The sequence below is a fragment of the uncultured Nostoc sp. genome (assembly GCF_964245445.1).
GTDB lineage: Bacteria > Cyanobacteriota > Cyanobacteriia > Cyanobacteriales > Nostocaceae > Nostoc.
The window spans coordinates 3,123-19,027 of the sequence record NZ_CAXTNE010000008.1; the positions used below are offsets into that span (position 1 = coordinate 3,123).

Annotated in this window: 11 protein-coding genes and 1 pseudogene; 5 read left to right on the plus strand and 7 right to left on the minus strand. The window is 42.0% G+C overall.

Translation table 11 applies throughout. The features are described 5' to 3' along the window. Positions 1-300, plus strand: a 300-nt coding sequence (locus ACFE90_RS02480; RefSeq protein ID WP_375497415.1) for a tetratricopeptide repeat protein, incomplete at its 5' end; no start/stop codon positions are given. An 85-nt stretch (positions 301-385) separates the two neighbouring features. Here the strand turns inward: ACFE90_RS02480 and ACFE90_RS02485 are convergent. Beyond that, positions 386-883: a pentapeptide repeat-containing protein gene (locus ACFE90_RS02485; protein ID WP_375497417.1), complete on the minus strand. Its 498-nt coding sequence runs from the start codon at positions 881-883 to the stop codon at positions 386-388. A gap of 314 nt (positions 884-1,197) precedes the next feature. Here ACFE90_RS02485 and gcvT point away from each other — a divergent pair, with 314 nt between their 5' ends. The 3 genes from gcvT (at position 1,198) to gcvP (ending at position 5,968) form a co-directional block, all read left to right on the plus strand. Then, positions 1,198-2,334 carry a glycine cleavage system aminomethyltransferase GcvT gene (gene gcvT / locus ACFE90_RS02490; protein WP_375497419.1) on the plus strand — a complete coding sequence of 379 codons (1,137 nt, stop codon included), beginning with the start codon at positions 1,198-1,200 and terminating at the stop codon, positions 2,332-2,334. A gap of 133 nt (positions 2,335-2,467) precedes the next feature. Next, positions 2,468-2,857: a glycine cleavage system protein GcvH gene (gcvH, locus tag ACFE90_RS02495; RefSeq protein ID WP_100899443.1), complete on the plus strand. Its 390-nt coding sequence runs from the start codon at positions 2,468-2,470 to the stop codon at positions 2,855-2,857. Between the two features lie 228 nt (positions 2,858-3,085). After that, positions 3,086-5,968: an aminomethyl-transferring glycine dehydrogenase gene (gene gcvP / locus ACFE90_RS02500; protein ID WP_375497521.1), complete on the plus strand. Its 2,883-nt coding sequence runs from the start codon at positions 3,086-3,088 to the stop codon at positions 5,966-5,968. A 14-nt stretch (positions 5,969-5,982) separates the two neighbouring features. Here the strand turns inward: gcvP and ACFE90_RS02505 are convergent, their stop codons facing one another. From ACFE90_RS02505 to ACFE90_RS02530, 6 genes and pseudogenes are all read right to left on the minus strand, one after another. Then, positions 5,983-6,867, minus strand: a complete 885-nt coding sequence (locus tag ACFE90_RS02505) for an SDR family oxidoreductase (RefSeq protein WP_375497421.1) — start codon at positions 6,865-6,867, stop codon at positions 5,983-5,985. 78 nt (positions 6,868-6,945) lie between these two features. Further along, entirely contained in the window at positions 6,946-7,689 is a 744-nt protein-coding gene (locus tag ACFE90_RS02510) for a tetratricopeptide repeat protein (protein ID WP_375497423.1), read from the minus strand. Positions 7,690-8,183: 494 nt separating this feature from the next. Next, positions 8,184-9,878 carry a beta-carotene ketolase CrtO gene (gene crtO / locus ACFE90_RS02515; RefSeq protein ID WP_375497425.1) on the minus strand — a complete coding sequence of 565 codons (1,695 nt, stop codon included), beginning with the start codon at positions 9,876-9,878 and terminating at the stop codon, positions 8,184-8,186. 104 nt (positions 9,879-9,982) lie between these two features. Continuing rightward, positions 9,983-10,738 carry a DUF2993 domain-containing protein gene (locus ACFE90_RS02520; protein WP_375497427.1) on the minus strand — a complete coding sequence of 252 codons (756 nt, stop codon included), beginning with the start codon at positions 10,736-10,738 and terminating at the stop codon, positions 9,983-9,985. 101 nt (positions 10,739-10,839) lie between these two features. After that, positions 10,840-11,112, minus strand: a pseudogene (locus ACFE90_RS02525) (cytochrome P450); the annotation flags it as partial. A gap of 467 nt (positions 11,113-11,579) precedes the next feature. Beyond that, a complete protein-coding gene (locus tag ACFE90_RS02530) occupies positions 11,580-12,962 on the minus strand; it encodes a cytochrome P450 (RefSeq protein WP_375497429.1) in 1,383 nt (460 codons plus the stop codon). 346 nt (positions 12,963-13,308) lie between these two features. Here ACFE90_RS02530 and ACFE90_RS02535 point away from each other — a divergent pair, with 346 nt between their 5' ends. After that, positions 13,309-15,522, plus strand: a complete 2,214-nt coding sequence (locus tag ACFE90_RS02535) for a phosphoketolase (RefSeq protein WP_375497431.1) — start codon at positions 13,309-13,311, stop codon at positions 15,520-15,522. Positions 15,523-15,905: the final 383 nt, after the last annotated feature.

Consider the following 15,905-nt stretch of genomic DNA (forward strand, 5'->3'; position numbering starts at 1 on the left):
ACTAGCCTGAATAATTTAGCACAACTCTACGAATCTACAGAACGCTACAGCAAAGCCGAACCCTTGTATCAAGAAGCTTTAGAAGTGAGTAAACGTTTGCTGGGAGATAATCATCCTGATGTCGCCATTAGTCTGAACAATCTCGCAGCACTCTACCGTAATATAAGACGCTACAGGAAAGCGAAACCCTTATTTGAGCAAGCTTTGAAAATTTGTGAACAAACTTTAGGTGTAAGTCATCCTACTACTATGACGATTCGGGCAAATTATGCCAGCTTTTTAAGAGAAGCATATCACTAGCGATCGCTAGGCCTAATTCATAATTCGTAATTAGTAATTCGTAAAAAAATATCCCCCTCTCCTCCAGCGAAGAAGGGGATAAATTCTACTTACATCCTAAAGACTGGCGAGTATCTACACCAGTTTTAGAATTAACACCACTTGCCTTAACACAAAGTTTTTTCACTTGCGTCCCGTCTAAAATTGCATTTGTAAAATCAGCACCTATGACATTTACATCATCAAAAATAGAACGCAGCATCATTGCATCAGTCAATACAGCATCACTTAAATCAGCATCCTTAAACTGTGTTAGATAGGCTATGCCTTCACTAAAATCAGCACCATGCAGATTTACTCCCTCCAACAAAGTACCGTTAAACACGACACCACGTAAGTCAGCATTGCTAAAATTAGCATTCTCTAATTTTAGATTAGTGAACTCAGTGCCAACTAAACTTTGACCAGAGTAATCCTTGCCCTTGAGTTCATCATTACCCACAGAACGGGTAATACTGGAAGAACTTGCAGCTTGCGCCGATAGGGGAAACCAAAAAAGAACCATCGCTAAGACAAAGCTAGCTAACAGTCGCCAATATTTCATAATGTCTTCTTAATAAATCTCAACACTTGCACCTTAACTATTAAAGCTTACAGAAGGGAACAAAGGGGATGAGGGAGCAGGGGAGGCAGGGAGCAGGAAGCAAGAGAGATGGAAAAGAGGAATTGGGGCAGGGGAGAAAGTTTCCCCTTTTCCCCAGCTAAGAGCTTCCCTGCTTCTTCATTTTCCTCTGCTCCCTACACCCCGCGCCTCTGCCTCTTTTCAATGCCCCATTCCCAAATTCAATACATAAGACTGTCAAACCAGAAAGCATCTCGTAGGATTATAGATGTTGAGGTGCGATCGCAAAATTACCTGTGGCTAATCAAGAAGACAACGCCCAATCTCTGGCGCGAACCCCTTTATATAAAATGGGTGTAGAAATTAAAGCACGCTTTACTAGCTTTGGCGGTTGGGAAATGCCTGTGCAATTTAGTGGCATTAGTCGCGAACACGAGGCTGTAAGAAATACAGCCGGAATGTTCGATATTTCCCACATGGGCAAATTTACCCTCCAAGGTAAAAACCTCATTTCCCAACTCCAGCCTCTAGTGCCTTCAGACTTGAGTCGTTTGCAACCCGGTCAAGCACAATACACTGTATTGTTAAATCCCCAAGCCGGAATTATTGACGATATCATTGTTTATTACCAAGGTGAAGACACCATTGGTGTACAGAAGGCATTCATCATCGTCAATGCAGCAACCTCTGCTAAAGATAAAGCATGGCTATTGCAACACCTTGACTTGGATAAAGTGCAATTTCAAGACCTTTCACCAGATAAAGCCTTAATTGCCGTGCAAGGGCCAAAAGCGATTAAATACCTCCAGCCCTTGGTGCAAGAAGACTTACAACCAATTAAAGCCTTCGGACATTTAGAAGCAACCCTACTAGGTAAACCTGCCTTCCTGGCCCGTACAGGTTACACCGGAGAAGATGGCTTTGAGGTGATGGTAGACCCGGATGTAGGGATAGAATTGTGGTTAAGTCTCTATAATGCTGGTGTTATCCCCTGTGGACTCGGTGCGAGAGATACCCTGCGGCTAGAAGCGGCGATGGCACTTTACGGACAAGATATCGATGACACCACTACACCTTTAGAAGCAGGTTTGGGATGGCTAGTTCATTTAGATACTAAAGGCGAATTTATTGGTCGGGAAATTTTAGCACAGCAAAAAGCCGCTGGAGTGCAGCGCCGATTGGTGGGTTTACAAACCCAAGGACGCAACATTGCCCGTCACGGCTATCAAGTGTTATCAACAGGTAAAGTTGTGGGAGAAATTTCCAGTGGCACTCTGTCGCCTACACTTGGTTATCCCATTGCCTTAGCTTACGTTCCTACCCAACTAGCAACCATCGGTCAACAGCTAGAAGTCGAAATTCGCGGCAAAGCTTACCCAGGAGTTGTAGTTAAACGTCCCTTTTATCGGTCAAAAAATCGTGTCGCCAACTGATAAGCGTCGAGGTTTTTGAGGAATAATGTGTTGTGAGTTAGTTAGTTAGTCAATCTACAGTAAGGTTCATTACCAGATATGGCTTGGATGACTGTTGGGACAATAATTTTTTTGATAAGGGAGAGGAAGTGATATGTCTTTTGAATATCCTCAAGATTTCAGATACCTGGATTCTCATGAATACGTGCGAATAGATGGTGAAATTGCCACCATTGGTATTACTGAATTTGCTGTACATGAATTGGGCGATATCGTCTTTTTAGAACTGCCAGAAATTGGCGACGCTCTTACTAGGGGAGAAAACTTTGGCACAATTGAATCAGTCAAAGCCGTTGAAGAACTGAATTCACCAGTCACAGGCACAGTTATAGAACGCAATGAAGCCTTAATTAATTCTCCCGAAGACGTGTCAGAAGACCCCTACGGAGAAGGGTGGTTTTTGAAAGTGCGCGTCAATGACCCTGATGAAGTTGAGGATGCTTTGACAGCAGATGAGTATCGCGCCCAGGTGGAAGGGGAGTAGGGAGTAGGGAGTGGGGATGAGGGGGATGAGGTAAAATTATCTCCCTTGTTTCCCCCATATACTCCATCTCTCATCTTCACTCCACCCGAAGATAAGTCATGAAATTTAGATGAATTGAAAAGTTACACCTACTTCTCATGAGTATTTATTGCAAAATATGAAATAGTACCGTCTGGAGAGTAATTTGTGGTATTGAACGCCCCTATTCTCAAGTCTAATGAGCAGCAAGTGCTGGATGAAAAAAGTCAAACAAGTCAAAAGCTAAGTAGTTTTGTGCCAAGACACATTGGCCCTAACTCCGAAGATATCCAGCAAATGCTTAAGGTTTTGGGGTTTCCCAGTATGGATACCCTAATCAACCAAACAGTCCCGCAGGCAATTCGGCTGAAGCAACCGTTAAAGTTACCAGAAGCAGAAAGTGAGTATGCAGCACTGACATCATTAAAAAAAGTTGCTGCCAAAAATCAGGTTTTTCGTTCATACATCGGTATGGGATATTACGACAGTATTACCCCACCTGTGATTGGGCGTAATATCCTAGAAAACCCCGGTTGGTATACCGCCTACACTCCTTATCAGCCAGAAATTGCCCAAGGGCGACTAGAAGCACTGCTAAATTTCCAAACCCTGATTATCGACTTAACAGGTTTGGAAATCGCCAATGCTTCGTTACTTGATGAAGCCACAGCCGCAGCTGAAGCGATGAGCCTAAGCTATGGTGTTTGTAAAAATCAGGCAAATGCCTATTTCGTCTCTGGTAATTGTCATCCCCAAACTATCGACGTGTTGCAAACACGCGCTAAACCATTAGGGATTAAGATTATTGTTGGCGACCATCAAACATTTGATTTTGATCAACCAATTTTTGGGGCTGTTCTGCAATACCCCGCTAGTGATGGCACCATTTACGACTACCGCGCTTTTATAGAAAAAGCCCATGCTAAGGGTGCATTGGTGACGGTAGCAGCAGATCCTTTAAGTTTAACTTTGCTCACCCCTCCTGGGGAATTTGGCGCTGATATTGCTGTAGGTAGCACCCAGCGCTTTGGTATTCCGTTGGGGTTTGGGGGGCCTCACGCGGCATACTTTGCTACGAAGGAAGAATATAAGCGGCTGGTTCCAGGGCGAATTGTGGGAGTCTCAAAAGATGCTCAAGGTAAGCCTGCATTACGTCTTGCCTTACAAACCCGCGAACAGCACATCCGCCGCGAAAAAGCTACTAGTAATATTTGTACAGCACAGGTGCTACTGGCGGTAATGGCGAGTATGTACGCCGTCTATCATGGCCCAGATGGACTGAAGCAAATTGCAGAAAACATCCACTCCTTGACGGTGTTGTTGGCACAAGGACTGAAACGTTTGGGTTACAGAGTTGTTTCTGAATCTTTCTTTGATACGCTGCGAGTAGAAGTAGGAACACAAAATTTCAAAGATATTCTGGCAGCTAGCGAACAGTTTCAAATTAACCTGCGGGTTTTTGATGCAACTACTGTTGGTATTTCACTGGACGAAACAACTACACCAGAAGATTTAATCGACCTCTGGCAGATTTTTGCTGGTACAGATGATTTACCTTTTATCCTAGAAGAATTAACTTCTTTCTCTCTTCCCCATCTATCTCTCTCTCGTACCACTAGATATCTCACCCACCCAGTTTTTAACCGCTATCACTCAGAAACTGAGTTATTGCGCTATCTGCACAAGCTGGAAAGCAAGGACTTGTCGCTAACGACATCGATGATTCCTTTGGGGTCATGCACAATGAAGTTGAATGCAACTGCTGAGATGATTCCGGTAAGTTGGGAAGAATTTGGCAAGATTCACCCGTTTGCACCTGCGTCGCAAACACAGGGTTATCAAATCTTGTTTGAGCAGCTTGAGGCATGGTTAGCTGAAATTACTGGTTTTGCGGGAATTTCTCTACAACCAAATGCAGGTTCTCAGGGTGAGTATGCAGGACTTTTAGTAATTCGCCAGTATCACGAAAGTCGGGGTGAAGCACACCGTAATGTTTGTTTGATTCCCACCTCAGCACATGGAACAAACCCAGCTAGTGCGGTGATGTGCGGGATGAAGGTGGTGGCTGTCGCCTGTGACTCACAAGGTAATATTGACGTTAATGACCTGAAGGCTAAGGCAGAAAAACACAGCAATGAACTTGCCGCCTTGATGGTGACATATCCCTCAACTCATGGTGTTTTTGAGGAGCCAATTCAGGAAATCTGCGCTATTGTCCATAGTCACGGTGGACAAGTTTACATGGATGGGGCAAATATGAACGCTCAAGTGGGGATTTGCCGTCCTGGAGATATTGGCGCGGATGTCTGCCATTTAAACTTGCATAAAACCTTCTGTATTCCTCATGGTGGCGGTGGCCCTGGTATGGGGCCCATTGGGGTAGCCTCTCATCTCGTGCCTTTTCTCCCCGGACACCCTGTAGTAGAGAGTGGGGAAGAAATCTCTAATTCTCAACGTATTGGTGCTGTTGCTGCTGCACCTTGGGGTAGTGCTAGTATTTTGGTGATTTCTTGGATGTACATCGCCATGATGGGTGCAGATGGTTTAACCGAAGCTACTAAGGTGGCGATTCTCAATGCTAACTATATCGCTAAGAGACTGGAATCATACTATCCGGTTTTGTATCAGGGGAAAAATGGTCTAGTTGCCCATGAATGTATTTTAGATTTGCGATCGCTCAAAAAATCAGCTGCGATCGAAATTGATGATGTTGCCAAACGTCTCATGGACTACGGTTTCCATGCGCCGACTGTCTCCTGGCCTGTAGGGGGTACAATCATGGTGGAACCTACAGAGAGTGAATCTAAACAAGAGTTAGATCGTTTCTGTGATGCGTTGATTTCTATTCGCCAAGAAATCGCCGAAATTGAATCAGGTAAGGTGGATGCTCAAGATAATGTTTTGAAGAATGCACCCCATACTGCCGAAAGTCTCATCACCGACAAATGGCATCATCCTTATTCTCGTGAACAAGCTGCTTATCCTGCGCCTTGGACTCGTGAATATAAATTCTGGCCAGCTGTAGGTCGCATTGATGCAGCTTTTGGTGATAGGAATTTTGTTTGTTCTTGTCTGCCAATGGATGCTTACTAAAATCAAGTGAGGAGTTAGGAGTTAGGAGTCTTAATTTCTAACTCCTCTAATTCTTCCTTTATAGATAAAGGCTGATACCCCAATGCAAATGCTTTGGAACTATCCAAAGAAACATCTGCTGGTCTAGGCGCTGCCATTTTCAAATCTTGTTGACGGCAGGATTTGAGCTTGGTAGCGGAAAGTTGAAATACCTCAACTAATATTTTTCCAAAATCATAACGTGAAATCCGCTCTTTTCCACCTAAGTGAATGATGCCGTTAACTTTTTCTAATGCTAATAAAAGTCCTTTGGCGGCAGTTGTTCCACTTACTGGGGTGCGAAATTCATCAATAAATAAATTTAGTTCTTTTTCTGCTTGTAAAGTTTGAATAAATGGCTGAATAAAGCTTTTCGCTGTGGGTGTTTCTGCACCAAATATTAACGGCATCCGACACACTGCTGTCATGGGATATCTTTCTAGCATACCTGCTTCCGCCATGACTTTTTGCTCACCGTAAAGATTCACAGGACACACAGAATCTATTTCTCGATAGGGAGCATTTAAACCATCAAAAACCAAATCTGTTGAGGTGAAAGCACAAGGAATAGAATTATCTGCACAAAGTCCAGCAATATTGCAGGATGCTATAACGTTAATTGCGTGCGATTCTTCAGGGCGGGTTTGACAAAAATTTGGTTGCGATTGTGCAGCAGTATGAATAACTGCTATTGGTTTTATATCACTAAATATGCGCTGCAATTCCTGAAAATCTGTTAAGTTCACTTTTAACATTTTAATGCCAGGAATCTCTAAAGAATGAGAAAAATAAGTGCCATAAATTTCCCATTCTTGTTTTGCAAGCTGGCAAATATGCCATCCTAAAAAACCACTTGCTCCGGTGATTAACAATTTTTTCATGTCTAATCGTAAACCGCTCAAGAAAAAATCTTTGTTATAGCAAGCTTCTATTTTACACTGAATGGTGGTTATCAAATCCTATTGTAGTAATTCCTGAAACTGCTTTTCACTACGCACTTTGTTAAAGTCTGGGTCAGTTTTTGCTAATTTTTTGTATTTATCAGGAACAAACTGGATTGCTTTATCTAAATTCTCAATTGCTAATTCGAGATTGCTTTGTAAAGCATAAGAGCAAGCTTTATTGTAATATGCTTGGTGCAAATCTTGCTTGATGGCGATCGCTCTATTGTAAGATGCGATCGCATCTTGGTAGCGGTGTAGTTTTGTCAGAGCAATGCCTCGGTTAATTAAGGCTTCATATTTGCCGGGTTGGATGGCGATCGCTTTGTCGTAGGATGCAATAGCGTCTTGGTAGCGTTGCAACGATGTTAAAGCTATGCCACGATTATACCAGGCTTCATCTTTGTCGGGTTTGATGGCGATCGCTCTATCATAAGATGCGATCGCGTCTTGATAACGTTGCAACGATGTTAAAGCTATGCCACGGTTAATCCAAGCTTCAGGACTTTCAACTTTGATGGCGATCGCTTTGTCATAAGCTTTTATTGCATCTTCGTAACGTTGTCTATCTAATAAATTATTACCTTGATGAAAGAAATCTTCTACTTTCTGCGTAGCCTTCGCTTCTATGAAAAGCTGGGTTACATTACTTTCTTCCACAACTTTTGTAGTATTTTCTGTTGATGAGTTTGCCCCACCACTACAGCCAAATGCGAAGAAAACTATCAATCCAGATGCAATGAAGCAGCGCCGAAAAACCATGCTGTACCTACAAAACTTATAAAATTATGTTAAAAATTGTTCATTTTTTGAACATTATTAAAATACACTACTTTTTACCGATTAATTTCCTTATATTTTGAAAAATAACTTTTTTGAGGATGCATAGAAGCTTCTTCAAATCAAACATCTGTTAGATTATCATACTAAATACACATAAAGCAATTGCTTGTAGCCAATTTCACTCAAAACATAATTATTTGTGTTGCTGTATATTTTGCGATTGCACGCATATTGGGAATATCGTTGTTAATTAACAAGAGTGCGATCGTATTACTTTTTTACTAAAAAATGCTGTTATTTGCTTTATAGTATCAAGCAATAGCAATAACATGCCTTACCGCTATCCGCAACCATTTTCAGCTAAGTCAAACACAAGTTTCAACTGCACATTGGGGATGGTATGACAAAGAAACTGATGTAAAAACGCAAAGAGGCAAAGCCTTACTTCGCGCCTTTGCCTCTTTACATAAAACCTAACTAATGCCAAACACTGACTCGACAGTTGACTTAATCGAATCTCTTGCATCCTTTAAAGTTTGACTAATAGGATGCTTTGCCTGCATAAATGCACGCGCACAATTGCGTCCTGGCATTCCCGAAATCGAACCACCTGGATGAGTTCCTGCACCAGTCAAAAATAGATTATCAATTGGCGTTTTGTAGTTCGCTATTTCTGGTAAGGGACGGAAAAATATCATCTGATCTAGAGTCATGTCAACATGGTAATAATTACCTTTGTACGCACCTAATCTTTCTCCTAGTTCTGCTGGACTTTCTACACGACGGGCGATAGTTGCATTCTTGACATTTGGTGCATAGTCTGCCAACTTATCAATCACCCTATCTGCAACTTTGTTTTTCAATTCATCTGTCCAACCAGTACCTTTTAAACCAGTGCCTTCTGCACCGGCAATTTGATAAGGGGCAAAATACTCAATCCATACGGTGTGCTTACCTGGTGGTGCTAATGTGGGGTCTAAGTAGCTAGGCATCACCACATACATTGATGGGTCAGCATCAGGAATCTCTCCCAAGGTACATTTACTATGAGCCTGTTCTACATGAGTTACGGAATCTGCAATCAAGATAGAACCAACAAGATATTCGTCTTTGTGGGCGTGGTGTGGAAAGTGCAGTGGTTCGTCTAAAGCCAAATCTATCTTGAGAATGGTTTCGTTATTGTTAACGATGCGGCGTTCTAATCTTTCCCATAAATCTGGGTCGGCTCCATCAACATCGCTTTTATCAGTCATTTGCAAAAATAACCGCTTGGCATCAATATTAGAAATAACCCCGTGTTTCGCGCGATATTCTTTCCCACCAGCAACCCGCACACCTACAGCTTTTCCATCATCAATTAAAACTTTTTCAACATGCTGATCTGTGAGAATAACGCCACCTTTACTTGTGACTAAATTCACCAAAGCTTGCACAAGTGCGCCAGTTCCACCGCGAGGTCTTGCCATACCAGGGTTGTGACGCATTGCCATCATAATTGCACCAATGGCAAGAGTTTTTTGTGATGGCGGTGCACCAAGTTCTGATGCTAGTCTAGCTAGTGGCGCTTTCAGAAATTCCTCATCAAACCACTCGTTAAGTAAATCCTCAGCGCTGGTTAACATAGTGCGAATAAAGTCCAGCGTTTTGTTTGGGGAACCAATAACCGAAAATAAATCTTTCAGTTTGGTGATGTCGTAGTTACCAAGGATGTCTATAACTGACTTTGGCGGTGCATTAAACATGGGAATCATTGCACCTAGCGCTCGCTGCCAAAAGTCTACAAATTCCGCGTATTTTTTGGCATCACGTTCACTGTAACGGGCGATTTCTGCACAAGTCTTTTCCACCGACTTATGTCCTAAGAAATACTTACCATCAGGATGAGGACAGAAAACAACTGGATCACACTCCAAATAATGCAAGCCATATTTTTCTAGTTCTAATTCTTCAACTACTGGCCCCAAGTGAATAAATTCATGGTCAATAGCACATAAGTTAAATTTAAATCCAGGAGCTTCTTGTGGTAAACATTCTTCAGTTGTTGCTGCACCACCTGGAACAGAACGCTTTTCTAGTAACAGGACGCTATAACCAGCTTTCAGCAAATAAGCTGCACAAACTAACCCATTGTGTCCAGCACCGATCAGCACAACATCATACTCTTGCATAATTGTAATTTAGAAATAAATAGCTTTCAAAAGGCTATAAAACTTTTAAAAAATTTACATCACTCCTGAGTTACAAAAATTATCCTTAACTACTGTCAATAGTACTAAGGAGATAATTCAATTGATGAGGGTATTTGCTTTACATTAGCTTCTACCATAAGTGTCAAACTACCGATTTCTACTTTTATATCTTTAATAGAAAACTCTATATCCTCCCATTTAAAAGATGGTATATTCATCAGTTCTTTGGCTTTGTGCATTAATGCTGTAATTAATTCTATTGAAATACCCTCTCCCTCAGTGCAGTTAAAACTCTCCACCATCGCAGGTTGTGAATGAGTCCGTGGGCGAAGGAGTGCAGTGTAAGCGAAAGGACGAGTATTTCCCATTTCCTTTAACAGCACTTTTCCTCTACATTCAATTTTGCCTTCACCAGGTAAAAATACCTGAATTTTTTGCGGCTCAAAACTTACAATTTCACCATCTACATTTAACTCCAAGTTTTGCATCTGGGTGCGAATCAAGTCTGAGGTCAAGGCGCGGTTAATATCTACTTCAGTAACTACAATGTGACCTATAGCATTTACTGACTCATTGAGTTCTATTTTACCAAAAAGAGCAGTTAACGGATTGATGTCAATGCTATCTGTTTGTAGTTTGATTTCCTGCACGCGGATGTCATCTTGTATAACCAATCCTTCACCTGCAAACGAAACTCCATCCGCTTGTCCCTGAACTATTTTGAATAAATCAGTTTGTACATTTATGTCTATTTTTTCTACTTCATCTAACGCTTGGGATACCATCATCTCAGCGCTCTGAGATAGAACTTTTTCTTCCAAGTTATGTTCGTCTTGCATGAGTTAGTATATCCTAAATATCCTCTTACTACTTACTGTAAAGGCTAGATACTAAGGAGCGAATCTACATTGCGGTATATCTAAGTCGGAGGATTGAGTAATCAAGTAAAAAGTCTTGTTGGTTTTTTAAGTTTTGCCTTTTTGGTAACAACCATTTTTACACCGCCGCTAGGGACAATGGTAATGCCACGACGCACTGGATGCACTGGATGTTTATCAGTAAGACTTAGTTGAAAATGCGATAAGATTATGGCTGTTACTAATTTTAATTCATACATGGAGAATGCTCCACCAATGCAACCGCGATAACCGCCACCGAAGGGTAAATATTCATAAGGGGAAAATTTTTGGTTGAGAAATCTTTCTGGGCGATAATAATATTTTTTCTGAATCTTTAAAAGCATTTACGGAAAAAACTTACTAAATATATTTTGAGTAGATGCCCAGTTAATACCAATTCGCAATTCGCAATGACGCTCTCTACGAGACGCTAAAAGCGAACGCGGACTCGCTCTAAGCGAAGCTATGCCGAAGGCTTTACGCTGCGCTAACGCAATTCGTAATTAAGAAACTTAGATGCAGCAATATTTTCCTAATTTACATCTGTTGCCTCATTTGGGAGAATTGGTACAAATTATATCTTTTGATTATATTAAAATGTCTTGTATTGGTGTGAAATACCAATTTTAAAATCTATTCTTTTTAAAGTTACAATATACTAAATTTCCCCATAGTCATGATTAAAAAAAGACTATGAGGAATTATGTAAAAGCATTGAAAATCTATCTAAATATACAGATGATTGAAGATTTACTGAACGCAACCATTAAAGCCCTAAGCATCAAACAGTGGTTGTCTGTAGGATGGGAGACTTCACTTGACGTTGACCGATGACAACCATCTGGATGGGACGATTTGGCCCTGTCACTAAACCACGGCGTTTAGGTCGTACTTCACCATTGTCAACTAGTTCTAATTCCCGGCTGGAAAGGATTTTGGCAAGTGCTAGCTTCATTTCCAACTGGGCAAATGCTAAACCAATACAGCGCCTTGCACCACCTCCAAAAGGTAAATATTCATAGGGAGAAAATTGCCGTTCTAAAAAGCGTTCTGGTTTAAACTGCTTAGGTTCCAGGTATAAATCTTCTCGTTGATGGGTCAAGTAAATTGAACCAATAACGCCTGTATCTGGTTCAAGTTCGTAGCCACCTAGAGATACAGGTGTTCTGACTACTCTGGGAAAGGTCAGCATCGCTACTGGGTAAATTCGCAAGGTTTCGGAACAAACAGCGTTGAGATAGGGTAATTTAAAAATGGCGCCCGGGTCAGGGCTATCACCCAGGCTATCTAGTTCTTGCAGTAACTTTTGGCGTACTGATGGTATTTTGTGAATCCAGTAAAATGCCCATGCGATCGCTGTTGCTGTAGTTTCGTGTCCTGCTATCAACAGAGTCATTAATTCATCGCGTAACTCTTCATCGGTCATTGGTTGACCTGCTTCATCCCTAGCTGCCATGAGTAAGCTGAGGATATCTGTGCGTGATGGGTCTGGCTGTTCTCGACGTTCCCGAATTTCTTCGTATATAAGTTTGTCAACTGCCTGCTGTCGGCGCATCTGCCTTCCCCAGAAATTAATCGGGCCAAAATCCCTTTGCAAAGCTGGAAAATAAAGTAAAGCGACACTCAACACAGAACTTCCCTTTTCTAGCATTTCACCCAAAAAATGCTGTAATTTTTTGGCGCGTGGGCCTTCATCTAGCCCAAACACAGCTTGCATAATCACCCGCAGGGTAATAGCTTGGGCAGCAGACCGGATATTGAAGGGTTGTCCTATCTGGTATTGGCTAATGACTTTCTCGGTAATATCACTAATTATTTCACTATAGCTTCGCATTCTTTCACCGTGAAAGGGTGGCAATAACAACTGCCGTTGGCGCTGGTGTTCCGCACCACTGATGGTAATCACAGAACGCTTACCAAGTAAAGATTCAAACACCAGATTTGTATCACCAGGTGCTTCTAACCCCTTGGTATCGTTTGTCAAAATCTGCTGTAGCACTTCAGGGTTACTAACAAATATCAGTGGCGGAGATTTGCTTCCTAACCTGACGGTGAACATGTCCCCATATCTTTCGGCACAAGTTTCCATAAATGACATGGGGCTGGTAATCCAGCGTAGCATCTGTAAAACTGCTGGGATTTGTGGGCCATTCGGTAATTTCATAAAATTCTTTTGTTACTTTATATGTTGTTTCTACTTTAACTAACTGAAACTCATAAATCTTTGTTGATTGAAGTTACTTATACTGTGGTTGCGAAAAAGCAATAAACTGTTACAACCTCAAAGATGTAAAATTTTTGTTAAATTCAACGAGCATCTACAGTTTCATCTGAATTTTCATGTCATCTGGAAAAGCCTACGAAAAACCTAACCCCCTAACCCCCAACCCGTGGCGGGAAGGGGGAAAATTCAAAGTCTCTCTCCTAAAAGGAGAGAGAAATAGAAGAGAGGTTCCCCAGATACCGTGAAAAGTCAGACAGTTTCACCTCATCGTCAAAAGGTACTCAGCATGACTGCAATTTCTCCAAAGGCATCTTCAGCGCTTCCCGATTTTTCTGAAGGAATTCAATATTTTGGTGAAGCTTTACCAGATTTTGAAACTTATGGTGCAACACCTGCTATAAAATCGGGCAAAATAGCGATCGCATCTCCCACAGAACCAAATGCTGTATATCAAACTTTACTTGCTGCTGATGCCTTACGCTACCTAACTTTGCAAGTTACTGCTAGTAAAGCTTCTGGGCATCCCGGCGGATTCGCTAGCCAAGCAGAAGCTTACGCATCTCTTGTCATGCTGGGATACAAGAACATTATTACCGAAGTCGGACACCACGCCCCCGGATTTTATAGTGCCATGTTCTTGGATCGTTCGCTAGAGGACATGGGAATTTTTACAGTCCAACAATTGCGCGATCGCTTCCGAGAAAAGCACGGACTTTTAGGACACCTTTCTGGGTTTATTCCCGGTATTCTCGCACCTGCGGGGCCTTTGGGACAAGGGCAACACTTTGCAATGGCGGCTGCACTGTTGCACAAAGATAAGTTGTTCCCCTTTACAGTTGGTGATGGTGGATTGGGTGAGCCTTATATTGTAAGTGCGATCGCTCACTTCCATACTGCTTATCCTGCTGTCACCAACTTCTTACCGGTGTTGGTGTGGAACGGTTACAGCCAAGAACATCACAGCATGGTTTCTCTAAAAACCAACGAACAGATGCTTGCATATTGGCAAGGTAACGGTTTTGATGAAGTCGTGTTAATTGATGCTAAGGATTTTGACGATCAAAATCAACCAGGGGATTACGTTGATAGTACTGCCTTTTCCTTTGAGAAACGCCTGGCATTCACTCAAGCAGTACTTTCGGGTGTAGATAAAGCAGCGCGATCGGCGTTAGGTGGTAAACTTACCGTCTTCATTATTAAACAACTCAAAGGTGCAGGAGTTCACGCGCGGGGTGCAAAATCTCACAACCTGTATCCTAAAGATACGCTGGATGCGCCGCATATTATTAGTGCATTGCAAACCCGGGCTTTGTCTGCGGAAGCTTGGCAATTAGTTAGAACAAATGCCGAACGCGCCGGTGGTGGCCCAGCAGCAAAAACTGTGGTGACAGAATTTGAATTTCCATTACCAGAATTAGGCGAATTGCCTTTAGAAGAATATGCAGTTGGAAGTGAAGCCAAAGTTTCCACAACCGCGATGGGACGATTGGTAGGAATCGTAGGAAATAAAGATCAGAATTTTCTTGTCACCAACGCCGATGGTAATGAAGCATCAGGAATTGCCAATATCAACCAAGCATTAAAGATTATCCACCCCACAACCGACGACTTGTATAATCAAGCACCAAATGGGCAAGTTTATGAACCATTGAGTGAAGATGCTTGTGCTGGTTTAGCTGCCGGTTTGGCGTTAATGGGTGCGAGAAGTTTGTGGTGTTCTTACGAATCTTTTGCCATCAACGGATTACCAATTTGGCAAACTGTAACCCAATCAATGGCAGAATTGCGCCGTCCAACTCCCTCGACTATTACTTTATTCACAGCAGGTGCATTAGAGCAAGGGCGCAACGGTTGGACTCACCAACGTCCAGAGATTGAAGCTTACTTTGCTTCGCTGATGAGAAATGGCAATATTTTCCCATTATTTCCGCCTGATGCTAACAGTATTCAAGCCTGTTATGACTGGGCGTTGAAAACTAAGAATAAGGGAATTGTGATTACTGCAAGTAAAACACCGTTACCAATTCGCACAACTTTAGAACAAACTCGTCAAGGGTTGCGCGATGGTGCGGTGCTATTGCATGAAGTTGCTGGTGATAGGCAAGTTGTATTTGCTGTAATTGGCGATTTAACATTAATGCCAGTATTTGAAGCTGCTGCTTTCTTGGAAACTGAAGGTATTGGTGCGAAGATAGTTTCTGTTATCAATCCTCGGCAATTGTACCGTAGTCATGATACCGCGTGGGATACTTGTTCCCAAGCCGAAGGCGGTTTCTTGGATGATGCCAAATTTGCCGAATTATTTGATGGCGATGCGTTAATTGCTGTTACTGGTGGTGCTGCGGGGATGCTAGAACCAATTTTGTTAAGGAGTACAGCCAAGCGTGATACTTTTGCATGGAAACGTGGCGAAACTACAGCCAGTGCTGGCGAGTTGATGGCGTTTAATGGATTGACTGCTGAAGCGTTGACGAAACGTGCGATCGCGTTAGTGCATTAAATGATGTTGCATAAATGCGGGATGATTTTATTGAATTTTCCTTTGCGTGAGATATTCATCCCTAGATTCAGCAACGCCCATTAAATAAAGCTGGAATTCTTTCTCCTTTTATCGCATTTATACGTATAGAAACGCTGAAATTGCGTCGGAATGCGTATATTTGCGTTTTTTTGTTGAAGAGAACTTAGCAGGCAGGAAAAATGGGAGTAGATTTGCTGAAATTCTTTGACAAAAGCTAGTTTTGGAGTCACAAAAGCTGGTTTTGGAGTCGCAAAAGCTGGTTTTAAAGTCACAAAAGCTAGTTTTGAAGTCGCAAAAGATGGTTTTATAGTCACAAAAGCTTGTTTTGAAGTCTCAAAATGTAGTTTTTTAGTATCTAAATA

Coding starts and splice junctions, on each gene's coding strand:
- ACFE90_RS02485 (WP_375497417.1), bottom strand. CDS start 883: ATGAAATATTGGCGACTGTTAGCTAGCTTTGTCTTAGCGATGGTTCTT.
- gcvH (WP_100899443.1), top strand. CDS start 2,468: ATGTCTTTTGAATATCCTCAAGATTTCAGATACCTGGATTCTCATGAA.
- ACFE90_RS02505 (WP_375497421.1), bottom strand. CDS start 6,867: ATGAAAAAATTGTTAATCACCGGAGCAAGTGGTTTTTTAGGATGGCAT.
- ACFE90_RS02510 (WP_375497423.1), bottom strand. CDS start 7,689: ATGGTTTTTCGGCGCTGCTTCATTGCATCTGGATTGATAGTTTTCTTC.
- crtO (WP_375497425.1), bottom strand. CDS start 9,878: ATGCAAGAGTATGATGTTGTGCTGATCGGTGCTGGACACAATGGGTTA.
- ACFE90_RS02520 (WP_375497427.1), bottom strand. CDS start 10,738: ATGCAAGACGAACATAACTTGGAAGAAAAAGTTCTATCTCAGAGCGCT.
- ACFE90_RS02530 (WP_375497429.1), bottom strand. CDS start 12,962: ATGAAATTACCGAATGGCCCACAAATCCCAGCAGTTTTACAGATGCTA.
- ACFE90_RS02535 (WP_375497431.1), top strand. CDS start 13,309: ATGACTGCAATTTCTCCAAAGGCATCTTCAGCGCTTCCCGATTTTTCT.